This window comes from Empedobacter sp. EJD.6dd (genome assembly GCF_057369435.1).
Window position 1 is genome coordinate 281,684 of the sequence record NZ_CM170667.1, and the last position, 26,333, is coordinate 308,016.

Below are 26,333 nucleotides of genomic sequence, written 5' to 3' on the forward strand. Positions count from 1 at the left end.
TCACAATTCAGAAATAAAAAAATAAAAATATGGGAAATGCACAATCACCAAAAGAAAATTTACAAGGAAACATTGCAATTGAAAAAATAAAATCAATTGCCGAAACCGCTAGAACTTGTTTTTTTAGTACTAACATTGGAGAAAATTCAACTAGTCGACCAATGGCTTTACAAGAAGTAGATGAAAGTGGTAATCTTTGGTTCTTAAGTAGTATACATTCTTTAAAAAATGAAGAAATAGAAAAAAATCCTCATGTGGAATTATATTTTATAAATAATTCAAAATATGAATATATTTTTCTAAAAGGAAAAGCATCAATCGTTCAAGATAAAGCTATGATTGAAAAATACTGGACAAATTTTGCGAATGCATGGTTTGATGGTAAAGACGATCCAAATGTAAGTCTTATCAAAGTTTCTCCTTATGATGGTTATTATTATGAAACAAAAGATAACAAACTTATTGCAATGTCTAAAATGATTTTTGCAGCTGTTACTGGTACTACAATGGAAGATGGTGGTATTGAAGGTGAATTGAATGTATAAATTAATTAATCTACGGAAAATACATTTGGGTACTTAATTATTGATTTTTTTGAAATAAATAATGCTTCTATTAGAAACGAAATCATTATAAATATTTACAAGAATTAAAATCAAGAGTATTGATTAATAATCAAAGCTTAAACGAAACTATACTGCGTTTTTAGGGAGTAACATAGTTTTAAATTTGATATACTATTATACTAATTTTTTTAAAATTACAGCAAATATGGAACATAGAGAAGAAACATCGTTAATAACAAAAACAATAGTAATAACTGGGGCATCTAGTGGTGTTGGTTTAGCAACAGCAGAACTATTTGCTAAAAAAGGATTTAATATTGTATTAGTAGCAAGAGGTATCGAAGGTTTGGAAAAAGCTGCTAACGATTGTATTGCTTTAGGAGGTAATGTTGTTTATAAATCTACAGATATGTCATTGTCTAAAGAAGTAGAGGATTTAGTTCGTTATAGTCTTAGTCAATTTGGTAGAATTGATATATGGGTGAATAATGCAGGTGTTATGGCAAGTGGAAAATTTGAGGAAATTCCTATGGACATAAACGAACAAGTAATCAAAACCAATTTAATGGGGTATATGCATGGAGCGTACTACGTTTTACCCGTTTTTAAAGAACAAAATCAAGGCATTTTAATTAATAATGTTTCCATTGGAGGATATATGCCAGCTCCATTTAGTTCGGTATATTCGGCAACTAAAACAGGAATAAAAGGGTTGATGAGTGGTTTACAAAGTGAGTATAGTGTGTATCCCGAAATTCATATTTGCAACGTTTATCCACAAGTTCAACAATCTACAGGAAATATGCATTCCGCTAAATTCTCAGGTTTAGATTTTAAAATACCTCCGTTTGCAGCCGATCCTAAAGATACCGCAAAGGTGATATATAATTTAATAGACAAACCTAAAAATGATACCTTTCCAGATGCAAGTTCATACTTAATAAAGTTTATTCATGGTATATTCCCGCAAACATTTACCAATTTAGCAACTGCAGTAATGAGACTAATGATGAAATTTAGTAATGGTAAGGATAACGAAGGCAATATTTTATATGCATCTTCAGATCCGCATCAGATTTATGGAGAAACGAGTATTCCTGTTCCTTCAAAATCTACTCAAAGAATAGTCTCTTTAGGTATATTAATAGGTTTAGGATTGTATACAACCACAAGGATTAGAAGAAAATACAAATAGGATTATAAAACACTTTATAGCAACAAATTATTAACTAAAATATATTCATATGAAACCAGAACATTTAAATTCAGATTCAATTCAAAGCTTATTGAATGAATTATATAATCGAGCTTTTGAAAAAGGTTACGAGAAAGGAAAAAAAGAGTTCTCAGAAAATTGTGAGACAGATCCTCGTGAAGGTGTTATTATAAGTGAAGGAGGTGATATAGAGAAAACTGCTGAAATACAGATGTCTAATCTAGAAAAATTAGAGGTAGTAGAATATATAAAAAACAAATTGTTTGATATATTAAATGATTAGAATGAAGCATTTTAATTAAAATATTTCAATTCAATTCCATCAAAAGAAGCAAAAACCATTGAAGGAAAACTATCTAAATGAAAACTATTTCCTTTGTTGTCTATGCCAATAGCTCCTGCATATCCATTAAACTCTTTAAGTTCTTCAAAACTTTTAGTAAATGCAGCTTCAATGCTCATACCATCCGAGACTCTTGTTACAATTTTAGCAGCCATTGCGCCACTTACAATATCTTCACCAACGCCAGTCATACTAACACCGCAAGATTGATTGGCGTAATTTCCAGCAACAGTAGCAGAATCTGATACACGCCCTGGTATTTCAAAACCTTTTCCTCCAGTTGATGTAGCCACAGCAATATTATTATCGCCATCTAAACAAACACATCCAACTGTACTTGTTTTCGAAGAAATTATTTTTTCTTCGAATTCTTTTTTACGTTGTTCAGTTTCAGGATTAAAATACTCGAATCCATGCTTACGTGCAAATTCTATTGCTCCGCTACCAGCCAAAATACGATCATCGTAAGTCATTAGTTTCTCTGCAACTAAAATTGGATGTTCAACATTTTCTATATTAATAACACCAGACATTTTAAGAGTATTCCCATTCATTAAAGCGGCACTTAATCTTATTTTTCCATCCGATTGAATTTGAGAACCTAATCCTGCATTAAATAAAGGGTCGTCTTCTAATAAACTTACTGTATATACAACAGTTTCAACTGCTGTGTGTGTTGTTAAATAGTCGTACCCTTTTTGAACTATTTTAATTAAAGCATTTTGTTTTTGAAATTTAGTTTCAGGATCGGTTAATGATTCTGAAAAAAAACCACCGTGAATAATTAGTTTCATTTTATTGATTATTATATTGAGAATCTTTGATTATTATTTTATTTTGATCAAAATGAAAAACATCATTTCGTGTCATCACATGAGAAATAATATGGCTGATTGAAATTGGATATCCAATTTCGATTTGAGAAAGACTAGTATCTAAAATTTCTCGCCCATCAACCAAAATAACTGAACCAGAGCCTATTGCTGTCATTTTATTGTTGTTGTCGCTTATAATTAGCCCAGTATCTTCACTTAAACCAATTCCAATCTTCATGGGATTTCCTGTAACAGCCTGAAAAAGGCGTCCAATTCTTCCTCTTTGAATAAAATGAGTGTCAACGATAATAGAATCTATTAATCCAAGACCACTGTTCATCTCAACAGCTCCTTTTAGTAATGCATCAGAACTTGCTCCTTGATAGATCATACTAGATGAAGCGGCTGCTGCTCCTGCTGAAGTACCTGCATAAATAAACTCTTCATGATAATATTTTTGCAACAGTTTTTGTTGAAAAGGTGTACCTCCAATAGTTGAAGTAAGTCTCAATTGATCTCCTCCACTAAATAATACAACATCAGCTTCATCTAATCGTTTTAACGATTCTGGTGAAAGCGCATCTAAACGTGTATTTATATCCAAATGTTCAACATTGTGTGCATCCAAAAGACTGAAAGCTTTGATATAGGCTTCAGCAGCAGTTTTAGGAGATTGAGAAGCGGTGGTTACAATTTCAATTCTAGAATTTTCTTTGTGTTTTGCTTCCTCAAGAATCTTTTTTAGAATACCATTTTGATAAAAGAAATCATTGAGAATTTCCTCACGTGGTAAATGCGTTGGTAAGGAATCAGCAGTATTTATGCCACCTCCAACAATTATTAATTTTCCTTTAATACTCATCATTATTGATTTTATAACTTCAATTTAATTAATATTAACTGGACAAGAGGAGAATAAACCTTAAAATAATGGTAAAATAGTGTTAATAAGGGAAAGAGGTCTAGTTCTTGTAATCATTTACTAAATTTTTTAACACTTACCACATATGAAAATAGAAAATATATCGATTTTAAAAGGACCAAATTTTTGGAGTATCAAGAGAGAAAAACTAATTCAAATGCGATTGAATTTAGGTCGCTTAGAACAATTTCCAACGAACAAAATTGAAGGATTTGCTGAACGAATAGAAAAAAGGTTACCATCTATGTTTTCGCATCGTTGTTCTGAAGGGGTAGCTGGTGGTTTTTTTACTCGTGTAAAAGAAGGAACTTGGATGGGACATGTAATTGAGCATATCGCATTAGAAATACAAACCCTAGCAGGTATGAATACAGGCTTTGGCAGAACTCGCGAAACAAATACGCCAGGTACTTATAATGTTGTATTTGCTTATCAAGATGAGCAGGTAGGGGTTTATGCAGCGAAAGCAGCTGTTAGAATTGCAGAAGCATTAATATCTAATTCGTCTTATTCCATTTTAGATGATATTAAAAATATGACTAAAATATGGAATTCAAATAAACTCGGTCCTTCTACACAAAGTATAATTAATGAAGCAGAAAATCGAAAAATACCATGGACACGATTAAATAATCATTCTTATATCCAATTGGGATATGGTAAAAATCAAGCTAGATTAGAGGCGACAATTACAGATAAAACCAACTATCTGGCTGTTGAGATTGCATGTGATAAATTTCGAACCAAACAATTATTAAAGGATGCATTTATTCCTATCGCTGAAGGTGGTATAGGCGAAAATGAAGAAGATTTAAAAAAAATAATAGATAAAATAAGCTATCCAATTGTTATTAAACCATATAATTGTAATCACGGAAGAGGAGTAACCACCAATATAAATGAATATGAAACTGCTGAAAAAGCATTCCAGAATGCACGAGAATTTAGTCAAAAAATAATCGTAGAAAAATTTGTAAAAGGGTATGATTTTAGAATATTAGTTATCAATAAAAAAGTAGTTGCTGCGGCTAAACGAATACCTGCTCATATAATTGGAGATGGAAAACTTACGATAAAAGAATTAATTCAAATTGAAAATGAAAACCCAAAAAGGGGGGAAGGTCATGAACAAGTTTTAACAAAAATTAGCATTGACCATCATACAATTTCATTATTAAAATCAAAAAACTACGATCTACAATCTATACCCAAACGTGCTGAAATAATTTATTTAAAAGCTACAGCAAATCTCAGTACAGGAGGAACATCTATTGATGCAACTGAAGACCTTCATCCTGATAATATTATCATAGCAGAGAAAATTGCTAAAGTCATCAATTTGGATATATGTGGTATTGATATCATAGCATCCAATTTATCCGAATCTTTGTATAAATCTGGTGGAGTGGTAATAGAAGTAAATGCAGCTCCAGGATTTAGAATGCATATAGAACCAACAAAAGGAATTTCGCGCAATGTAGCTTCTCCCGTTTTAGATATGCTATTCCCTTTTCAAAAATTACCAACTATTCCAATAATAGCAATTACAGGTACCAATGGTAAAACAACCACCACTCGTTTAATTGCACATATATTTAAAAATACTGAAAAAAATGTAGGTTATACAACATCCGACGGTATTTATATCAACAATCAGCTAATGGAGAAAGGGGATACAACAGGTCCTATTAGTGCAAAAAAAATATTGAATGATCCAACAATAGATATTGCTGTTTTAGAAACAGCAAGAGGTGGAATTCTGAGAGAAGGACTTGGGTTTAGTGCTTGCGATATTGGTATAATAACCAATATTACAGAAGATCATTTGGGATTAAAAGATATCGATTCTTTAGAGCAATTAGCTAGAGTAAAATCTGTTGTTGTTGAAAGTGTGAAAAAAGACGGTTGGGCAATTTTAAATATTGAAGATTATTATTCAATGGAAATTTCAAAGAAATTAGCATGTCAAATAGCATATTTTTCATTGGATGAAAAAAGTAAAGAAGTTCAAAAACTTATAAAAAAAGGAAATATAGTCGCATTGTATACACAAGAAAATATTGTAATACAGACAAAAAAAGAACGAATAGTTGTTGCGAATATTTGCGATATACCGTTAACAATGGATGGAAAAGCTATTTTCATGATTCAAAATGTTCTAGCTGCTGTATTAGCAGCATATATATCAGGTTTGCATGTTCCCCAGATTACGAAAGCGTTGAATACTTTTTTCCCAAGTCCAGATTTAACACCTGGTAGAATGAATATTTTTCAGTTCAAAGAATTTAAAATATTAATCGATTTCGCACATAACCCTGCGGGATACACAGCTATAAAAGAATATTTGTCTAAAGTGGAAGCAAATAAAAAAATTGGAATTATTTCAGGTGTAGGAGATAGAAGAGACGAAGACATACAAAAGTGTGGAAAAATAGCAGCTGAGATGTTTGATTATATTATTATTCGACAAGAACGACACTTAAGAGGTCGAACAGAAAAAGAAATTATACAATTGCTTGTAAAAGGTATTCATGAAGTTCAAGAGGATTTTCCTTATGAAATAATTCCGAACGAAATTGAAGCGATAGAACATACAATAAACAAAGCAGAAAAAGATGATTTTATAGTCGCACTTAGCGATGCTGTTTCCAATGCTATAGAAGTAGTGCAATTTCATATGAACAAAAATTCCTAAACAATTTAAACTATAAAAAGTAAATGTTTAATTAAAATCAAAATTTATGAGAAATCTAATTTCAATTATTGCTGTAGTATTACTTATTTTGTGGGCTATAGGTTATTTCGGATTCGGCCAAGCAGTAGGTCAATTTATTCACATATTACTTGTGCTTGCTATCATAGCTTTATTGTACAGATTAATTACAGGGCGAAAACCTTAGTGTTAAAAATAATCTGAAAGAATTTTGATATATTCTTTCAGATTATTTTTTAATTTAATGATTGCTAAAAAATTGACATTTAGATTAGGTTTAACTAAATCTAATCTTTCATTTTCCTTTAAAACTTTTTCCTCAAGCACTTCAAGGAATGTTTTTTTGGCACTTTGGTTCTCCTAAAATCTACTATAGAATCAATTGAAATGATTGAAGATGAATTTCCAACGTGTTTGATGTAATTCGTACAATTTAATTAAATGCCCCAAAAAGTGTATAACTTTTTAGGGGCATTTTTATGGATAATAAATTGTACAAAGTATTATTTTCTTTTATCAGAATACAATATTATTTTAGCGTAATTTAAAATTAAGTCATCTTATCATGGATAAATTATCATTATAAGAGATTCTATCTTTCGTCATACCAGGATTTATTGTAATTAAACTAGTAGATATCTTTAGATTTTTATTATTTGGAAGTAATAACCTATTTTCTTCAGATAATATTGGAGATAGTTTAATTCTTTTTTGTGCATCATTAGTAATAGGAGTAATCATTCATGTGTTGACAACACAAGTAATTTTAAAAATGCCATTTCTAAAAAAGCTTGTTTACACTTCTGTTAAGGATGCAGAATTAGGAGAGTATTCTAAACTTATTATTCCTCATTTAAATGAAGAGTATGCAAAATTGAGAAAACATGATTCTAATGAAAATACAAGCAATCAACCGACTGATTATTTGTTTGATTTTGCTTACTATTATTTAGAAGTAAATGATAAAATAACTCAAGTCAAAAATTTTCAAAGTTTGTATTTTATGTTTAGAAACTTTTTTACAATAGGCTTGATTTTAGTTCCAATTTTATTGTTTACGATATTCTATAGTTATTGCAATGAATTGAATCAAACCCAAAATCTTGGATTATCACTTTTAATAGTTTTTATTGGTCTACTTGTCAATATTTATGTAACAAGATGGCTAATGTACGTTGTCAAAATAAATGGGACACCTCTTTCTAAAAATTAAGAGAGGATTTGGTTTATAAATTTATTATTTTTTCTTGAAAATAAAATTGCCTTCTTTTGGCAATCGTTTGCCGTTTAATAATTGCTCTTTGTTCTAAAATTTTATCTGCTCTACCAAAATATACATCTGAAGGTGTAAGGTTGTTCAAAGCCTCATGATACCTACAATTGTTATAATTTTCTACAAACTTATTTAGAGCTTCTTTCAGCTCATCAGGATGATAATAATGATTTAATTTCACTACATTTTTCATCGTTCTGTGGTACCTTTCGATTTTCCCTTGCGTTTGAGGATGCAGAGGCTTTCCTCTAACATGTTTCATTTTTTGAGTATTTTTCAAGTAATCTTTTAACTCACTTGATACATAACAAGGTCCATTATCAGATAATAATTTTGGTTTCTGTTTCGTTTTTAATTTCGCTTTTTCAATAGCTGTTTTTACAGTTCTTTTCACATCTTCAGCTTTCATTGAACTGCATAATTCCCAATGAATAATATATCGGCTGTAATCGTCTAAAATCGTGCTCAAATAATACCATCCCCATCCAATAATTTTAAAATAAGTAAAATCTGTTTGCCACATTTGATGAACAAAATTCGTTTTATCTTTAAATTCATTCGCTGCTGAAATCAGAATGTGATTGGGCGCTGGAATTAAATCTCGTTGCTTCAATATCCGATAAACACTCGATTCCGATATATAAATCCCTAATTCATCGGTCATTTTAAAAGCCAGTTCTCTAGCAGATAATTCAGGATAATCCAAAGCTAGTTCAACAATCAAATCCTTCTGAGATTCAGGAATACTATTCCATTTACGATAGGTTGAATGACGTTTTGATTCTAAACCTTCAAATCCATTTTCTAGATAATTTGAATACCATTTATAAAAGGTGCTTCGTGCAATCCCAAATTCCTTAAAAGTTCGTTTAACTCCAATTTCAGAGCGAGTTACAATCTGAATAATTTCGTGTTTTTCATTTGCTGATAATCGCATATATTTCTTGAATTTTGTTTTTAATCCAACGAGTTCAAGGTTTTTTTTTACGATATCATAGCGAACAACTAAATCCGCTACAATCTCTTTTAAACGCAGATTTTCTTTGCGTAAATCACAGACATAATCACTTGTTGCTTCTCGTGCAATATCTCCAGATAATCGCTTTTTACCTGCTTCTAAAAATTCTTTATTCCACTTATAAAATTGAGATTGTGAAATAGCATATTTGCGACAAAGTTCAGCTACTGAAATCTCAGCACGTAAGGCTTCCATCACAATTAAAATCTTTTGTTCCGCTGTAAATATTCGTCTTGTGTTTTGACGAATATCTTTTACAAATTTTTCAGAAGTTTTCTTTTTTGAATTTGCCATAATTAAAATTAATGCTTTTAAAAACACTATCTTAAATTTTAGGTCTTAAATGTCCACTTTTTGCTGACGATTTACATAATATTGAACTAAACCTTCGATTCCGTTCAACAGGCTTTACTTCACTACTTTTTATTTGTGTTTAGTGATTTCAATACGTCTCATGCCCTACAAGCAAGACAAAGGCTTAGTTATTATATGATGTAGATTTATTAAGAGTTACATTTTTTTTTCTATCCCAAGCTAAATACTTTAATACTTTAATTTTTAAAATAGAATTTTCTATTTGTTTAAATCTACTTTTATCAGTTTTAGCGATTTTAACTATAGTATATTTTCTTTTGTCAATGGTTTCTGAATTTATAAAATCTAAATATTCATTTACACAATCATTATCAATCATAATAATTCCACCACCATACTTATGTCTATCTTCACCATTTTTTTTAACTCCAGAAATCCAATATTCTTCACCAGTTTCTATGTCAAAATGATTTCCACTGATACCTGCTGTTTTGAGTTTCTTAAGAGCTTTGTTGTCAAAATAAACTGTTTGTCTGGATTTTGAAAATTCTGCGTAACCAATCCAAGCTAAGCCACTATGACCTTCAGATTTATTTTCAATGTACATTATTTTTGGCTTCATACTTTCGAGATTCATTTTAGCAACTATGAAAATTACATCATTGTTTTTTTACGATAATACTATATCTATTTTTCGTAATACTATCCCAAACATACAACAACCATTTCACAATAAATTACGGTTTCACGTAAAAACAAAAAACCTCCTTAAAATCGTTTTTAAAGAGGTTGTTATTTATACTATTTTATGTTCTTGAATCTAAAATAGGAGTTGTGCAACAGTTACTTATTTTAGCAGAAGGTTTATAGTATCTCTCCTAGATCAATTTTAAATTCGTAATTTCGTTTAGACAATATTTTTGAATTTAAATTTTCAAGCGAATAAAAAAATGATTTCTAATGAGATCGTTTTTTTATATTAAAATAGTTTTTTTGTAAATAAAGTATTTATAAAGAATCCTGTACCTTGCCAATCACTACTAGATCCTGATTCAGTACCAATTAAATCAACTCGAGCAACAGTTAGTGTTAATCGGGTCTTTCCGTCAACTTCTGAAAAACCACCAAATGAAACAGTAAAAACATCAGGAAAGCTCGTTGTATTTCCTGCTGTCAAAATTGGGTGTAAATTCGTAAGATCAAAAGGAGCACCTTGATATTCATAAACGATCGTCATTCTACTCGGTCTAATATATGTATTTGCACTTAAAACCCTGGAAGTAGAACTTGATGAAATAACCCACCAAATATCGGTTCCAGTTCCAGAGTCATAAGCTGTTGAGTTATGATTTGAAATATTTGCAGAAAAATGAGGTATTTTTAAAGTTGTACCATAAATACTTACATTTGGTGCGTAAGGTTGGGCAATATACGATAAGTCCCATGTAGCAGAAGTAGAGGCTGTATTTGTATTATTTACAACTTCTACATAGCAACCAGGTTCTATAATAAAGCTTGTAACAGGTACGCTTGTTGCTCTTATCAGATTTGATCCTGATGCCTTAACAGTAACTCGTTTGGTAGTAGCGTTTTTAATTCTGTAAATACGCCCGTTAAAACTACTTGTTCCTGCTCCTATAACAGGTAAAGTGATTGTGGCATCATTTCCACCATTATATGTTACATAATAGTCATTAATTCCTAAAGTTGTATTAGTCGTAATTTCTTTAAAAGCAGTTTGTAGAGATCCTCTTACATCTAAAGAGCTATTTGGAGAATTTGTTCCAATTCCTACCTGCGCAAATAAAGATATACTAAATAATAAAGATAAAAATGAAATTTGTTTTTTTATAAAATATTGATTGAGTTAAAGATACGAAATTATGAATATTTGTATCTATAAAACAAAATGTTTATGTTAAATTTTAAAAAATGTATTTAAAATTATATCATTTTCGTAAACAAATATTTTTCTAGTCCTTAATTATAATTTAGTAAAACCATTCATTATATAAAATAAATCAGAGATTTTATATTCAACAAAGTCTTCTAATTGCCATTTAAATATAGAACCTTTTTCAAAACCTCCAATTTCTTTAATTAATTTTTAATACGTATAACTATTATATGTATGAACCCATATATTAGAAATATTAAAATCTAAATACATTGATTAATTTTCTTGTATTATTATAATTTCTAATTAAAGTTTTTTTATAAAAAACGAGAGGCTTATAAAGCTCATTTCAATAAGAATCTTTATAAGTTTTTAACCATTTAGATATCGTATTTCTACTTAAATTAAAATAGTTAGCTACTTCTTTTATGTTTAATTTTTTATTTTTTTTATATTTTAAAATAAAAAAAATTTCTTCTTCTGAATAACTTCTAAATTTATTATTTTTACTACTTGATTTATTTCCAAAAATTAATTTGTTTAAAGTAAGAATATCAAAAATAGTTAGATTTTTTTTTGATAAAATTTTAGTACATAATTCTTTTTTTTCAGGAAATAGGTCATTTAAAATATCTTCAAAAATTAAATTATAATTCGGTCTATTCATAGTTAAATTAATTACTATATTTTTTTATCCATTTGTATAGAGTAGTCTTAGGTATGTTATATCTTTTTATAATTTCATAGGGGGTCATTTCTTTTGAAGTTATTTTAGAAAGTATATAATCAATAATTTCCTGAGTATATACATTCTTTTTAAAATTTGGTAAGGAAGTTTTTATAGTATTTTGCAACTTGTTTTTATTATCTTTGGAAGAATGAAGTATTAAATGTTGTGTATAAATTCTGAAGAAATCGTAATCTAAAATTTTTGAAAATTTAAGGATTAAACTACTTTCTAATGAATCTTTTTTATAAATTTCTAATAATTCTGTTTCAGTTATTTTTAAAAAATTGCATAATTTTTTAGTGTCGCAATCTAACTCTTTGATTCTTTGTTCAATTATACTACCTAAATGTATTTTATAGAATAAACTCATTTTATTGTATTAATGATTATACAAAATGTAGTATTGAGAGGTACAATTTAACTATAAAATTTAACTAAAAAAAGATTTTAACTATTTGAGAAAAGAAATAGAGTTGAGTCTAACAAAATATAATTATAACCCGTTGTGCATTTTGATTAATAAATAATAAAGTTGTTCATTTGATTGAAAATCAGTAAATTGTTTTAAGTGCAAAACATTTACAATGAACAACTTACTTGCAAATTACGAAAGAATATTGGAAGTTCTTCGAAAAATATCAACTGATACACTTTTAATTTACCAACGTAGAAGACCTAAACTTTTTGACTTAGAGCTCATAAGTCTTGTCTTAACCGCTGAATTTATGGGTATTGATAGTGAAAATCATTTATTTCGAAATCTTCCTAAAGCGCTAAGTTGTAAAATTGAACGTAGTATTTATAATCGTAGAAAACGAAGATTATCAGAGCAAATTAATAGTATTCGTCTCAAACTAGCGAAAGAATTTAATGAATTTGAAACTTGTTTCATCGTTGATAGTATGCCGTTGGAAGTATGTAAAATAGCAAGAATTAATCGCTCGAAAATTTGTAAGGAACATCAGTATAGTACGCCAAATAGAGGTTTTTGTGCTTCTCAGCAAATGTCCTTTTATGGATATAAACTTCATGCTATTTGTTCTTTAAATGGTGTTTTCCAGAGTATTGACATCAGTCCCGCATCTGTTCATGACATTCATTTTTTGAAAGATGTTAAAACTCAAATGTATGATTGTTTGCTACTTGGAGACAAAGGGTATTTGTCACAAACAATTCAAATTGACTTATTTAATGAAGCTAATATTCGATTAGAAACACCGAAAAGATCCAATCAAAAAGAGTATAAACCTCAGTTTTATCCATTCAAAAAGTATCGAAAAAGAATTGAAACTTTATTTTCTCAACTATGTGATCAGTTTATGATTAGACGAAATTATGCAAAGACTTTTGAAGGGTTTAAAACCAGAATTCTAGCTAAAATTACTGCTCTTACTGTGGTTCAGTACATTAATAAAACATATTTTAATCGAAATATTAATAATCTAAAAACTCAAATTATTTAAAATGCACAACGAGTTATTTTAATAATAACTTAGATAAGTGAAGAATCGATAGAGAAAATATTTCCAAAACACTTAAATAACCTATATTATTGTTAATTCAATTAAATACTTAAGGTGAAACTCTAAATAAAATGATTAATAAAATCAGTTAATTCTTCTAGTATATTATGGATTATTTTTTAGAAAGGTTTTAGGCAAATTAGATATGATTCCATTCTCTATAGATTGGTTAATGAAAAATTTCTTTTTATAATAAATGTTAAAAATTAAAGTAATTATTTTAAAATCAGTATCTTTAACTTAATTAACTAATTAATATGATTATGAGACGAGTTTTATTTCTATTTCTCGATCATTTCTCATCTACTTATGTCTTATTGTTTTGTTTTGTTTCAATTTATACTTTTGCCAATAATTTTGAAATAAAGGAGAATAATGATTCTATTCCATCAATTTCAAAAGTTTTAGTCACAATAAAAGAAAATACTACTTTTTACATTTCTAAAAATACAATTATATCTAATTTTGAAATAAAGAATTCTATTATTCACGAAAAAAAAATAAAACAAAGAAAATCAAAAGAAAAAATCAAAAGAAAAAGTTCAAGTAATTCGAAGCTTAAAAAAAACAGAAATAATCATTATAAATTATCTAAAATTAAAAATAGAAAATTATTCTATTTGCCCTATAAAGAATCAACATTTTTCAATAATAGCGAATCAATCCTTTTAGGACTTTATCCTGTAAATTCTTTTGATATAGTTATTTTTTATTCGAATTATAAAAATAAGAAAAACGAATTTAAGGTTATATTTAAACTCTCAACTTATAATTATTTTTATTGTGATTATTCTATTTGTTTATCTCATTTAGAAATACGTTCACCTTCATTGTTTTTTTAATTAATTAATATTTCTACTGCCAATCAAAGATCTATTAATTAAAAACTACTATAAACATGAAAAATATTATACAGAATTTTTTTCTATTTTTTATAACTATACTATCTAATTTGACATTTGCCCAACTTAATTGTAATGTGGAAACTAAAATTGTAGCTCCAAATTTTTCACCATCTATTGTTTCGCAAAGAACGGGCTTAACTGGAATAGTAGTAGGTTCTATCACCAATGCAAGTAATGTTATAAATAGTAATACAGATGATTACGCTTCAATTAATATAACTTTAGCAGCAGCAGGTACAGCTACTCTATCTGTGGCAAGTGATCAGCAATTTGATGCAGGACATTTAGCAGGATTTGAGATTTCAAATACAAATTTGTTGAATGTTAATCTATTGGGAGGAATTTCAATCAGAACTTATTTAAAAGGTATAGAACAAGAAACATCCACTGCAAATAATTTGTTATTAAATTTAGATGCTTTAGGTAGTACGTCCAGAGGTGTTATTGGTTTCATTACAACAAAGGCATTTGATGAAGTTCAATTTAGAGTATCAACTTTATTGGATGTTAACTTATTAGGTAGTACACAAATCTATAATATGATAGTGAAAAAAATATGTGTAGGACCTGCTCCAGCTTGTAATGTAGATACTAGAATTGTGGCTCCTGCATATCCGGCAGTTGTTCAACAAGTTCGTACAGGAACAGGAGGAGTATCTGTTGCTTCAGTAAGTAATTCAAATAATGTTGTGAATAGTGACATAAATGATTATGCTTCAATTAACGTAACAGCTTCTTTAGCAGGTACAGCAACTTTATCTGTAGCGACAAGTGGTCAACAATTTAATGCAGGGCATTTTGCGGGATTTGAAATCTCGAATGCAAATTTGTTAAATATTAATCTATTAGGAGGGATTTCAATCAGAACTTATTTGAATGGAGTAGAGCAAGAAACATCAAATTCAAATAATTTATTATTAAATGTAGGTGTCTTAGGTAGTGCACCTCGCAGTGTTGTAGGCTTTATTACAACAAAACCATTTGATGAAGTCCAATTTAGAATGTCAACGTTATTGAGTGTTGATCTGTTGGGTGAGACAAGAATTTATAATATGATTGTCAAACAATTCTGTGAGGGACCTGCATTTGTATGTAATACGAATACATTAATAGGGAAGAATCAGTATCCGGTTAGTATTGGTAATAATACAGGGGTTACAGGTATTGCAACAGTCGGTAATATCGTAGATATTGATCATATTTTGGATAACGATCCTTTAACGTATGCCAGTATTAATATTCCAGTTGGAGCACTTAGTACAGCTACAATAGCTATACACAAACAATTGACACCCTTTAATGCAGGAACGTATGTTTCTTTTGATGTAGAATTTACAAGTCTGATTAATGTAGCTGTTTTGCCTAAGTTCAAAATTCGTTTATTAAGAAATGGAGCTCAGGTAGGGATTGAAGAAGGAAGTAATTTCCTTTTAGGAGCAAATGTGGCGACAAACATTCGGAAAACACTAGGATTCAAAGCAACTGCCATATTTGATGAAATACAATTAATTTATGAACAACCAGTGGGAATTTCATTAGGAACGGTTAAGATATACGATTTATATATCATGAATCCATGTCAAAATCCAATTGATTGTAGTATTAATAACTCAATTGAAAATACACCCACTCGTCCTGTAGTCATAAATCAATTCAAAACAGGACCAGAAGGACTCGCTTGTGTTTTATGTGGAGTGGATAATGCGCAAAACTTAATTACTCCATCAGCTACAGATTATGCCACGTTAAACATGAATGTTGGAGCTGGAGGAACAGTAGGAATAAGTGTACTGGATCTAACGAATAGGTATCCGAGTGGTACCTACGTAGGATTTACGATAGAAGATGTGCCTTATCTTCTTCAGGCAGATGTTTTAGAAGGCTTTTTTGTTAAAACATATTTAAACGGAGTTTTACAAGAGGTAGCGAATGATGCAAGTTTACTGGATCTATCAATCATATTATCAATTGGAACAGGAAAGAGAAATTATGGATTTCGTGCGACTAAGCCATTTGATGAGGTCAAATTTGAGGTCTTTTCTTTAATAAGCGCTTTTAATAATATCAAAGTCTACAATCTCAAAATTGACGCAAGTAATCCTACAGCAAATGACGGGAATCTAATTTGTCAAAATAATGTATGTGTTAAACAAGGTGACTTTTCAACTGCAGGTATACCATCCACAGGTGTAGGAATATCGTCTTTAGCTTCTCCAAGACCAACGTGGCCTGGCGATGTACCAAATGCGTTTATTGTATTAGAATCTAAGGATAAAGGTCTTGTTATCTCGAGAGTATCTAATCCAGCGAATGTATTGCAACCACAGGAGGGGATGTTAATTTATGACACTAGTGCAAGTTGTATTAAATTGTATAATGGAGCGACTTGGAAATGTATTTCAAAATCTTGTAATGAATAACCGTTTTAATTATGAAAAATCTTGTTTATATAATTTTAGTTTTAGGTGGTTTTTCTCAAGCGCAAATAGCGATAGGAAAAACAACCGTTGTAGGATCAAACACTTTGTTAGATTTTGATCAAAGTCCTACAAATTCAAAAGGCATTATTTTACCTGCAGTAACTAATGCTACAACTGTTGCACTAACCAACGGAACATTTGTCTATGATATTAATACAAAAAAAGTACGCATGGTTGAAAATAATGCATGGAGAGACCTAAGTGATACAGGAAATACATCAAATCTTATTTCCAATACATCCAATGATGTAGGGAATGGGGTTGTTTTGGGTGCTGAAGTTTCAGCAACAAAAGGTATTTTAGTATTAGAAGCTACGAATAAAGCGATGATATTGCCAAAAATAGCGAATCCTCATTTAACAGTTAAAAGACCGTACGCGGGAATGATGTGTTATGATACAGTGAGCAAAACACTCGCTGTTTTTGACGGTGCAAATTGGAACTATTGGAAGTGAATTAAGTAGCTTTTAAATTTACATGTTTTTATAACCCAATGCTATTTTAATAGTCATTGGGTTTTATAAATAATACTTATTCAATATATTTTTTATAAGTAAATCGGAATTGTTTTTAAGTTGAAGTGGTATTAAAACAAAATCTCCCAAAATATATATTGGGAGATTTTTTATAAATAGGTTATTATATTATGATTGAACGCAAAAAATAACAGCTCAATTAAAATGTATTTTTTTATTTTCTTTCTTCGACAATCCTTCGACCTTTGTTCGACTGTTGTTCGAGAAAACACCCTTTTTCTCGAACCATTGTCGAAGGATACTCGAACAAACCCCGAATAAACTGGCTATATTGTCCTTCAAAAAGAATAGATGATAAAATAAGAAGTATGCCTTGTTGTGTAAAACAAGAACCTCCTTAAAACGGTTGCTGAGCTTGTCGAAGTATTAAAGAGGTTGTATATTTTATTTGAAAGATTGAGTGTGTAATATTTACCTATGTTAGTCGTAGTGTTTTAAATAGAGATATATACAGAAAGCATTATTCCTTTGTGAAGTTCAGTTAAATATGAGGTATTAATTTCAGAAATATTAATCATTTCACTTGGTGAATAATTTACCATCATAATTTAGCTGTTATAATCCCAAAATTCATGCAGTGAGTTGTTTAAATATAAATTTAAAGCAAACTTTAAATCATCATTCTTAGTTATTTCGAGAATTTCATTTGTTAAGTCAGGTTTAAAAGACCAAATCCAACATAAAATTTCATCTTCCGAAGGGGAGTTATTGTCTGGGATAAATTCAATAAAACCATCATTAACTCCAATTGTATTTACAACAATACAGTTTACAACAGATAATCTTTCATCGAAATTTTTAAAGTCAACTATTTCTTCAAAAGGGATTTCGTTCGGATAATTTTCGATTAATTCTTTAAGCGTCTTGTTTTTCATAATGCCGTAAATCTTTATCTTTAAACGAAGTAAAATATAGTATAGTTAAAACCATCTATATTTTTTTATACCATTCCAAACATACAATAACTATTTAACAACAAATTACGGTTTCACGTAAATAAGATTGTAACGCTCTATGTAGCTTTGTTGTATCAAGAAAATTAATTGTGATGGGAATATTTGATTTTTTAAAGAAGAAAGAATTTGATAAAATTTCTGAACTCGAAAAAAAGATTATTAGTTTAGAAAATAGTAATTCTGAATTGAACTCTAATCTAACTAGATATAACGGAATAGTAGATGTAGAATTCTATATAAAAACAGAAAAAGAAAAATTTGACGCATTAGATATAGAAGTTAATAATCAACTTGTTTCGAAAAAGAATGATTTAGATGAATTAAATAATAAATACCTCAATTCGCTAGATGTCTATAAAGATTTAAAATCTAAGATTTCTATTTATGAAAACCAATTAGATTTAGCTGAATTTGGATTATACGAACCTTTGTTCGATTTCGAAAAATCAGACCAATATAGGTACGAACAATCATCTATTAGAGATCGACAAAAACATTTAATTACCGTTGATAAAGCTTGTGTATGTGACACAACTTGGACTATAGATGGGAGCGAAGCCAAAGGAAGAGCTGCTACAAATAAGTATATAAAATTTCTATTAAGAGTATTTAATGGGGAATGTGACGCGTTATTAGGTAAAGTAAAATGGAATAATATCAATCAAATAAAAGAAAGAATTAAAAAATCATTTACTGCTTTAAATAAATTAGGAGAGGGACAGCATGTGAGAATAACGAATGATTATTTAGAGTTAAAATTGAAAGAGATTATCCTCGAATATGAGTTTCAATTAAAAAAACAACAAGAAAAAGAAGAAGCTAAGGCAATTCAAGATGAGCTAAGGGAAGAAGAAAAAGCAAAAAGAGAATTTGAGAAAGCTCAAAAAGAAGCAGAAAAAGAAGAAGCCTATTTTCAAAAAGCTTTAGAAAAAGTAAGAAAGGAGCAAGGGACTAATAATTCCGAAGAATTAAAATTACAAATAGAGCAACTCGAAAAAGAATTAGAAGAGGCAAGGTTAAAAAAGGAAAGAGCTTTATCTATGACTCAGCAAACCAAGAGAGGACATGTGTATATTATTTCGAATATTGGTTCTTTTGGAGAGAATGTATTTAAAATAGGAATGACAAGAAGGTTAGAACCTTTGGATAGAGTACGAGAATTAGGAGATGCCTCAGTTCCATTTCGATTTGATGTTCATGCCATGATTTATAGTGATGAAGCCAGAACCTTAGAATGTGAATTGCATAAAGCTTTTGCAGATAGAGCTGTCAATTTATTTAACTATAGAAGAGAGTTTTTTAATGTAACTCTTTAAGAAATTAAAGAAAAGATAGTAGAGTTAGGCTTTGAAGCTGAATTTATAACAGATGCAGAAGCTATGGAATATAGAGAATCATTACTACTAAAAGAACAATCAACTATAGAATCAATTGAAATGATTGAAGAAGAATTCCCAACGAGTTTAATGTAATTCGTACAATTTAATCAAACTCACCAATTATGATAAATATCTAAAAAATTATAGGATAAGAGCTTTTTAAGCATTTTTGATATAAATCTTAGTTTTATTCATTCTTGATGCGGCCAAAATATTATAACAATATTGTTATAGAGATAAATATTTAAAAACACTAAACTTTATAAGTAATTATTAGATAGTTTTATATGTAGAACTTTTGTAAAAAATCAAAGGTTTTACGGTTTTACGTTTTTTTCATTTATACGCTTTCGTTAACTTTAAAACTTTAAACTAAATTAGCCAATGTCTTTCAACGAAGATTCTCGAGTTAAAATACCTGCTATTCTGCATTTTATGCGATTAGGCTATCAATATATTTCTTTAAAAAATCAAAATAGGATAGAAGAAAATAATATCTTTCCTTCTATTTTTTTACCGAAAATTGCCCAGTTAAATAATATTTCAGAAGGTGAAGCACAAAGACTTTTAGATGAAATTAATTTAGAATTGGATTTTGAGGATCTTGGAAAAAAATTCTACGAACGTCTAATATCAACTTCGGGTATAAAATTAATTGATTTTGAAAATTTTTCAAACAATGATTTTCACATTACAACCGAATTAACCTGTAAATCTGGAGATGAAGAATATCGTCCAGATATTACAATTCTTGTGAATGGAATTCCATTAGCATTTGTCGAAGTAAAAAAGCCACACAATAAAGATGGCGTTATTGCTGAGCGCAGACGCATCAATGAAAGATTTGCCAATAAACATTTTCGACGTTTTACGAATATCACTCAATTGATGGTGTTCTCGAATAATATGAATTACGAGGACGGAATTGTTGAGCCTATTTTTGGAGCTTATTATGCAACTTCTACGTATTCTAATATTTTATTTAATTATTTTAGAGAAGATTTAGACTATCCCGTAAAAGAAAGATTGTCAGAAGTTACCGATGCTAAAGAGTTGGAAATTTTGAGAGATAATAATTTGGTTGTTATTAAACATAACCCTGATTTTATCACTAATAAGAATGAAAATAGTCCTACCAATAGAATTCTAACTTCCCTTTTTAGTAAAGAAAGATTGCAGTTTATTTTGCAATTTGCGATTGCTTATGTTGAGGAAGAAGATAACGGTAAAACGGTTCAGCAAAAGCATATTATGCGTTATCCACAAATTTTTGCAACTCAGGCAATTGCTGCAAAGATTGATTCTGGACAGAATAAAGGTATCATTTGGCATACACAGGGTTCAGGTAAAACGGCTTTGGCTTTTTATAATGTAAAACATTTGACGCATTATTTTGCTAAGAAGCAGATTATACCTAAATTTTATTTTATTGTTGACCGTCTTGATCTTTTGATTCAGGCTTCAACAGAATTTTCCAATCGTGGTTTAAAAGTAAATCAGGTCAATTCTAAAGCAGATTTTATTCAAGATTTACAAATTGTTGGTGCCATTCATAACGATAGTGGTAAACCCGAAATTACAGTTGTTAATATCCAGAAGTTTTCTGAAGATGCCACAGTTAAAAAGGATTTAAACTATGACATTAATGTTCAAAGGATTTATTTTTTAGATGAAGCCCATCGTTCCTATAATCCGAAAGGAAATTATTTGGCAAATCTTATTAATTCTGATAAAAATGCAATCAAAATTGCGCTTACAGGAACACCTTTATTGAAGGAAGTTGCAAAAGAGTATGATTCTAAACTTCTTTTTGGGAACTATATTCATAAGTATTACTACAATATGTCTATTGCTGATGGATATACATTAAGGCTGATAAGAGAACAAATTGAAGGTAATTTTAAAATGCAAATGCAAAATGTAATTGATGAAATTAAAATTTTGCGAGGAGATATTTCAGCAAAAGACATTTATAAAAATACCAAGTTTGCAGCGCCTTTATTAGATTATATTTGTGATGATTTAATCAAATTTCGCATAGATCAGCAAGATGCTACTTTGGGAGGAATGGTGGTTTGTGATTCCGCAGATCAGGCAAAAGAATTGTTTCGATTGTTTCAAGAAAAATATGGAGAACAAGAAACAGATGCAAGTTTGTTGATGGTTGCCGAACCAAAAGAAAAATACGGTTTGAAAGAAGAACCCAAACTCACAGCTTCTTTAATTTTGCACGATGAAAATGATAAAAAAGTTCGAAAAGAGCTTATAAAAGCATATAAAAAAGGACACGTCGATATTCTGTTTGTTTACAATATGTTATTGACGGGTTTTGATGCAAAGCGTTTGAAGAAATTGTATCTGGCAAGAGTTATTCAAGATCATAATTTATTACAGACACTCACAAGAGTTAATCGTCCCTACAAAAAGTACCAATACGGTTATGTTGTTGATTTTGCCGATATTTCTAAGGCGTTTGATCGTACCAATAAACTCTATTTTGACGAATTGCAAGAACAGTTGGGAGATGAAATGGAAATGTATTCTCATCTCTTCAAATCTGAAGAAGAGATTAGACAAGAAATTGAGGAAATAAAAGATACATTATTTCACTATGATACTCAAAATAAAGAAATATTTTCTCAGCAAATTGCTGAATTACACGACAAGCAAGAACTTCTAAAACTTGTAAAAGCATTACGAACTGCAAAAGAATTAAAAAACTTAATTGCGTTGAATGGCTATGATGCTTTAAAAGGTTTAACAGATTTTGAACTTCTCAATCGTTTATTAATCGAAACTCAAAATCGATTAGACAATCTCAATCTTGTAGAAAGCATCGGAAACGAAGAAGCGAGCCGTAACCTTTTAAATGAAGCCTTAGAGGATATCATTTTCCAGTTCGTGAAAGTCGATGAAAGTGAATTGGTGCTTGCTGATGAATTTAAAGATATTCTACGAAAAGCAAGAGAATCTTTACAAAACAATTTTGACCCATTAGATCCTGAATTTGTAAGCTTAAAAGCCGAATTAGAGCGAATATTCAAGAAAAAAAATCTTAGCGAGGTTACCCAAGAAGATATGGTAGAAAATATGCATCTCCTTCAAAAAATCTATGATCAAGCTAAGGAATTGAACCGTAAAAATGCTTTACTAAGAGCGAAATATGATAACGATGACAAGTATGCAAGAATACACAAACGTTTATCGGAAAAAGGAACTTTAAATACAAAAGAATTGCAACTTCACCGAGCATTGATGCAGGTAAAATCACAAGTTGATGAAATTATCAGCAATCAGGAAGAAATGGTAAAAAATGAAGCATACTTCAAAAAATACCTTCTAAAATTGGTTGTTGATGAATTCAAAAAGAAAGAAAATATTAATATTGATTTTCCAACAACAGAAAAAATAAATCAACTAATTTCGCAAGAATATTTACAACAATATCAGTACAGATAATGACTCAAGATATAAACTTTATAACCAAAACAAAATCTTTAATAGATAATCTCAAAAGCGTTTGTGCCAATTATGGGCTTGGAAACGACGGAAATGAATTCAAGATTATTACGCAAATATTTCTCTACAAATTTCTTAATGATAAATTTCGTTACGCAGTAAAAGAAGAGCAACCTAAATTGGTAGAAGTTGAAAATTTTTCAAATGCACTTCGTGAAATGAGTGATGATGAGTATCAATTTTTACTCGCAAGTTTAGATCCGAATATTCCAAGATTAAAGCCAGAACACTTGATTTCACATTTGTTCGCCATTCAAAATGATAGTGATTTTGGAAAAACATTTGACGATACTTTGAGACAAATATCTATCGAAAATGCGGATGTTTTTTCGGTAAAATCATTTAGTGGTGCAAAAGATACTTTGTTTGATGAGCTTACTCAGTTTATTTCGGATGCTTCTCAGCGAGATGCCTTTGCAAAGGCATTGATTAATAAATTATTTGAATTCTCATTTGAAGAAATGTTTGTTCAGAAATACGATTTCTTTGCAACCATTTTTGAATATTTGATTAAAGATTACAATACAGACAGCGGTGGGAAATACGCAGAATATTACACACCACACGCTGTTGCCCGAATTATGGCGCAAATCTTGGTTCCAAACGAAGCAAAAGGTGTGAAATGTTACGACCCTAGTGCAGGTTCGGGGACTTTATTAATGAGTTTAGCCCATCAAATTGGTGAAAAGAATTGCACTATTTATTCAGAAGATATTTCACAGAAATCGAGCAACATGTTACGATTAAATTTGGTTTTGAATAGTCTTACACATTCAATTCCGAATATTATTAAGACCAACACTATTGCACAGCCTTTTTATTTAGATACGAAATTTGATTTCATCGTTTCTAATCCACCTTTTAAATTAGATTTTTCTGATTTTAGAGATGATTTGGAGAAAGATGCCTTTAAACAGAGATTCTTTGCTGGAATTCCAAATGTTCCGAAAAGTAAAAAAGAATCGATGTCGATTTATCTCTTGTTCATTCAGCATATTATGCACAGTTTAAGCGAAAAAGGACAGGCTGCTGTTGTTGTTCCAACAGGTTTTATTACTGCTCAAAGTGGGATTGAAAAGAAAATTCGTGAAGGATTAATCAGTAATGGTTGGCTTCGTGGTGTGGTAAGTATGCCAAGTAATATTTTTGCAAGTACAGGAACCAATGTTTCGGTTTTGTTTTTTGATAAAAGAGCAGACAGTGAACATATTATTTTGATGGATGCGTCTAAATTGGGGCAAACCGTAAAAGAAGGTAAAAACCAACGTACAGTTTTAACGCCTGAGGAAGAAGCTAAAATTGTAGAAACTTTTAATCAAAAACAAGTTGTTGAAGACTTGTCTGTTGTCGTAACAAAAGAACAAATTGCAGAAAAGAATTATTCTTTTTCTGCGGGACAATATTTTGAAGTGAAAATAGAATATGTAGACATTACACCAGAAGAATTTGCAGCAAAAATGCAAGATTTTGAAAGCAATTTAAAAAGTCTTTTTGCTGAAGGAAATGCTTTGGACATAAAAATTCAGGAACATCTTAAAAGTTTGAGGTATGAGTGATTATATAAAATTAGGAGAATTAATAAAATCAATATCCAAAACTCATAAGTTTGATAAAGAGAATCTTGTTTTCTTGAATACCTCAGATGTTTTAGAGGGTAAAATATTAGTTAATAAATATATGCCTGTTTCTGAAATGAAAGGACAGGCAAAAAAGACAATTAAAAACGGAGACATATTATACAGTGAAATAAGACCTAAAAACAGGAGGTACGCTTATGTGAGAAATATTGATAATGTAGGTGATTACGTGGTTTCTACAAAACTGATGGTTTTAAGAAATAATTCTGAACGATTGAATACAGATTATTTATATCATTTTCTAACTTCTGAAGAAGCTGTGAATTATTTACAAAATAGGGCAGAAAACAGAATTGGTTCATTCCCTCAAATTACATTTGAAATATTGAAATCACTGAATATTTGGTTGCCAAATATTTCCACGCAACAAAAAATCGCTACAGTACTTTCTGCATTAGACGATAAAATAGAGCTCAATAGTAAGATAAATGATAATTTATCTTACTATTTTATTCAACTTTTACCTGCCCGTTCATCAGCATAGGTAAAAGCCAATCCCGAAGTGTGCTAAGTTGTTGGTTTTGTATTGTTCTATTTTTTATTGCTTTATCAAAATTTTGAACTTTGTATTCAAAATTTTGAAGAATATTTTTCCGCGGATAAACTAATTCTAAATTATACAGTTCGTCTTTTGTCAACGATCCAAAAGTAGTTCCTACAGAATTTAAATAGTCAAACTTCTTCTTAAAATAGTTCATTTGATAAATTAAAAATGTTCCAAAATTATCTTTACTATTTATAGCTGATAGACCTCGTCCAATACAGCAATTAGATAAAGCTAAATTCATGGTTCCAATTGGAGCCCTTACACTTAGTAGAATATCATCTTCATAAGCGAATCTTGTTGGTAGAGTTGTATAAACTCTGTTTTCAGGAAAACGCCAACCGAAATCAGTTGAACCTTGAAAAAATATTATTCCTTCTTTATTTTCGTTGTAAGATTCACCTGAAGGAGATTGCCCCATCGTAATATTAGCAATTTCACATAAACTCTTCACTTCCCAACCCTCAGGAATTTCCCTTTTCAAAACATCATTCCAAATCATCTTGCCACCACTTGATTTATAGGGTTTTCCGTTTTCATCTGGAAAATCAAACTGCACAAACCAATAGTCGTACAGCAATTTTGCCATACGCTCTAAATTATCATTTATTTGATTGTTTAAATCAATTTTATTGTCAATATCGCTTAGGATATTGGCAATTTTTTTTTGAATATTTATTTCTGGAAGAACTATTTTTAAATTATAGTAACTATCAAAGGTCATACTTGGAACTCCAGTTCCTGTATTTAGAATTTTTAAATCTAATATTTTAAGGTAGTTATATAGAAAATAAGGTTCAACAAGTTGGTCATTAATTTCTGTATAATACAATGTATCAACCGTCCAAAATGGTACTTTTGAAAATTGAATATTGTGTAAACTTCCTTTTCTTGGGAGCAAAATACTTGGTTTATCATAGAGATATTGATTCCCAAAACGCATTAAGCCTCCACTTCCAAAAATTGGAATATCACCTTTCAAAATGTTTTTGTGATCTTTTCCATTTCTAATGGTTAACAACTGCCTTAAATTGTATATCTTCATT

Annotated in this window: 22 protein-coding genes; 13 read left to right on the plus strand and 9 right to left on the minus strand. The window is 29.8% G+C overall.

Annotated features, from left to right (window positions below; all coding sequences use genetic code 11):
* Positions 1-29: 29 nt before the first annotated feature.
* From AC2I98_RS01360 to AC2I98_RS01370, 3 genes are all read left to right on the plus strand, one after another.
* Complete coding sequence (locus AC2I98_RS01360; RefSeq protein ID WP_486412855.1) at positions 30-545, plus strand: pyridoxamine 5'-phosphate oxidase family protein; 516 nt, start codon at positions 30-32, stop codon at positions 543-545.
* Between the two features lie 226 nt (positions 546-771).
* Positions 772-1,761, plus strand: a complete 990-nt coding sequence (locus AC2I98_RS01365; protein WP_486412856.1) for an SDR family NAD(P)-dependent oxidoreductase — start codon at positions 772-774, stop codon at positions 1,759-1,761.
* A gap of 49 nt (positions 1,762-1,810) precedes the next feature.
* The gene (locus AC2I98_RS01370) at positions 1,811-2,065 is read left to right on the plus strand and encodes a hypothetical protein (RefSeq protein ID WP_486412857.1); all 255 of its coding nucleotides are present in this window, start codon (positions 1,811-1,813) and stop codon (positions 2,063-2,065) included.
* Between the two features lie 11 nt (positions 2,066-2,076).
* On the opposite strand, the gene AC2I98_RS01375 is transcribed toward AC2I98_RS01370, so the two are convergent.
* Positions 2,077-2,919: an isoaspartyl peptidase/L-asparaginase gene (locus AC2I98_RS01375; RefSeq protein ID WP_486412858.1), complete on the minus strand. Its 843-nt coding sequence runs from the start codon at positions 2,917-2,919 to the stop codon at positions 2,077-2,079.
* Between the two features lies 1 nt (position 2,920).
* Positions 2,921-3,802: a cyanophycinase gene (locus AC2I98_RS01380; protein ID WP_486412859.1), complete on the minus strand. Its 882-nt coding sequence runs from the start codon at positions 3,800-3,802 to the stop codon at positions 2,921-2,923.
* 145 nt (positions 3,803-3,947) lie between these two features.
* On the opposite strand from AC2I98_RS01380, the gene cphA reads away from it, so the two are divergent.
* The 3 genes from cphA (at position 3,948) to csx27 (ending at position 7,788) form a co-directional block, all read left to right on the plus strand.
* Positions 3,948-6,557: a cyanophycin synthetase gene (cphA, locus tag AC2I98_RS01385; protein ID WP_486412860.1), complete on the plus strand. Its 2,610-nt coding sequence runs from the start codon at positions 3,948-3,950 to the stop codon at positions 6,555-6,557.
* 46 nt (positions 6,558-6,603) lie between these two features.
* Entirely contained in the window at positions 6,604-6,762 is a 159-nt protein-coding gene (locus AC2I98_RS01390) for a lmo0937 family membrane protein (protein ID WP_115000514.1), read from the plus strand.
* Between the two features lie 450 nt (positions 6,763-7,212).
* Positions 7,213-7,788, plus strand: coding sequence for a type VI-B CRISPR accessory protein Csx27 (gene csx27, locus AC2I98_RS01395; RefSeq protein WP_486414097.1), 576 nt, complete (start codon positions 7,213-7,215; stop codon positions 7,786-7,788).
* Positions 7,789-7,801: 13 nt separating this feature from the next.
* On the opposite strand, the gene AC2I98_RS01400 is transcribed toward csx27, so the two are convergent.
* From AC2I98_RS01400 to AC2I98_RS01420, 5 genes are all read right to left on the minus strand, one after another.
* Complete coding sequence (locus AC2I98_RS01400) at positions 7,802-9,160, minus strand: IS3 family transposase (RefSeq protein WP_486412861.1); 1,359 nt, start codon at positions 9,158-9,160, stop codon at positions 7,802-7,804.
* A gap of 184 nt (positions 9,161-9,344) precedes the next feature.
* Positions 9,345-9,803, minus strand: a complete 459-nt coding sequence (locus AC2I98_RS01405) for a hypothetical protein (protein ID WP_486412862.1) — start codon at positions 9,801-9,803, stop codon at positions 9,345-9,347.
* A 357-nt stretch (positions 9,804-10,160) separates the two neighbouring features.
* Positions 10,161-10,418: a hypothetical protein gene (locus AC2I98_RS01410; RefSeq protein WP_486412863.1), complete on the minus strand. Its 258-nt coding sequence runs from the start codon at positions 10,416-10,418 to the stop codon at positions 10,161-10,163.
* Between the two features lie 1,009 nt (positions 10,419-11,427).
* Positions 11,428-11,745 carry a helix-turn-helix domain-containing protein gene (locus tag AC2I98_RS01415; RefSeq protein WP_486412864.1) on the minus strand — a complete coding sequence of 106 codons (318 nt, stop codon included), beginning with the start codon at positions 11,743-11,745 and terminating at the stop codon, positions 11,428-11,430.
* 7 nt (positions 11,746-11,752) lie between these two features.
* On the minus strand, positions 11,753-12,178 hold the full coding sequence (locus AC2I98_RS01420; RefSeq protein ID WP_486412865.1) for a transposase: 426 nt from the start codon (positions 12,176-12,178) through the stop codon (positions 11,753-11,755).
* 214 nt (positions 12,179-12,392) lie between these two features.
* Between AC2I98_RS01420 and AC2I98_RS01425 the strand changes: the two genes are divergently transcribed.
* From AC2I98_RS01425 to AC2I98_RS01435, 3 genes are all read left to right on the plus strand, one after another.
* Positions 12,393-13,271, plus strand: coding sequence for an IS982 family transposase (locus tag AC2I98_RS01425; protein ID WP_486412866.1), 879 nt, complete (start codon positions 12,393-12,395; stop codon positions 13,269-13,271).
* Between the two features lie 1,039 nt (positions 13,272-14,310).
* Positions 14,311-16,656: a hypothetical protein gene (locus AC2I98_RS01430; protein WP_486412867.1), complete on the plus strand. Its 2,346-nt coding sequence runs from the start codon at positions 14,311-14,313 to the stop codon at positions 16,654-16,656.
* 11 nt (positions 16,657-16,667) lie between these two features.
* The gene (locus tag AC2I98_RS01435; RefSeq protein WP_486412868.1) at positions 16,668-17,171 is read left to right on the plus strand and encodes a hypothetical protein; all 504 of its coding nucleotides are present in this window, start codon (positions 16,668-16,670) and stop codon (positions 17,169-17,171) included.
* A gap of 629 nt (positions 17,172-17,800) precedes the next feature.
* On the opposite strand, the gene AC2I98_RS01440 is transcribed toward AC2I98_RS01435, so the two are convergent.
* The gene (locus tag AC2I98_RS01440; protein ID WP_486412869.1) at positions 17,801-18,127 is read right to left on the minus strand and encodes a hypothetical protein; all 327 of its coding nucleotides are present in this window, start codon (positions 18,125-18,127) and stop codon (positions 17,801-17,803) included.
* Between the two features lie 173 nt (positions 18,128-18,300).
* Between AC2I98_RS01440 and AC2I98_RS01445 the strand changes: the two genes are divergently transcribed.
* The 4 genes from AC2I98_RS01445 to AC2I98_RS01460 all read left to right on the plus strand — a co-directional run bounded on the left by AC2I98_RS01445 (position 18,301) and on the right by AC2I98_RS01460 (position 25,227).
* Entirely contained in the window at positions 18,301-19,524 is a 1,224-nt protein-coding gene (locus AC2I98_RS01445) for an SNIPE associated domain-containing protein (protein WP_486412870.1), read from the plus strand.
* Between the two features lie 447 nt (positions 19,525-19,971).
* Entirely contained in the window at positions 19,972-23,046 is a 3,075-nt protein-coding gene (locus AC2I98_RS01450; protein ID WP_486412871.1) for a type I restriction endonuclease, read from the plus strand.
* Positions 23,046-24,662: an HsdM family class I SAM-dependent methyltransferase gene (locus AC2I98_RS01455; protein ID WP_486412872.1), complete on the plus strand. Its 1,617-nt coding sequence runs from the start codon at positions 23,046-23,048 to the stop codon at positions 24,660-24,662. The genes AC2I98_RS01450 and AC2I98_RS01455 overlap by 1 nt, the downstream gene beginning before the upstream one ends.
* Positions 24,655-25,227 carry a restriction endonuclease subunit S gene (locus AC2I98_RS01460; RefSeq protein ID WP_486412873.1) on the plus strand — a complete coding sequence of 191 codons (573 nt, stop codon included), beginning with the start codon at positions 24,655-24,657 and terminating at the stop codon, positions 25,225-25,227. The genes AC2I98_RS01455 and AC2I98_RS01460 overlap by 8 nt, the downstream gene beginning before the upstream one ends.
* On the opposite strand, the gene AC2I98_RS01465 is transcribed toward AC2I98_RS01460, so the two are convergent.
* Positions 25,193-26,332: a restriction endonuclease subunit S gene (locus AC2I98_RS01465; protein ID WP_486412874.1), complete on the minus strand. Its 1,140-nt coding sequence runs from the start codon at positions 26,330-26,332 to the stop codon at positions 25,193-25,195. The genes AC2I98_RS01460 and AC2I98_RS01465 overlap by 35 nt on opposite strands.
* Position 26,333 lies beyond the last annotated feature (1 nt).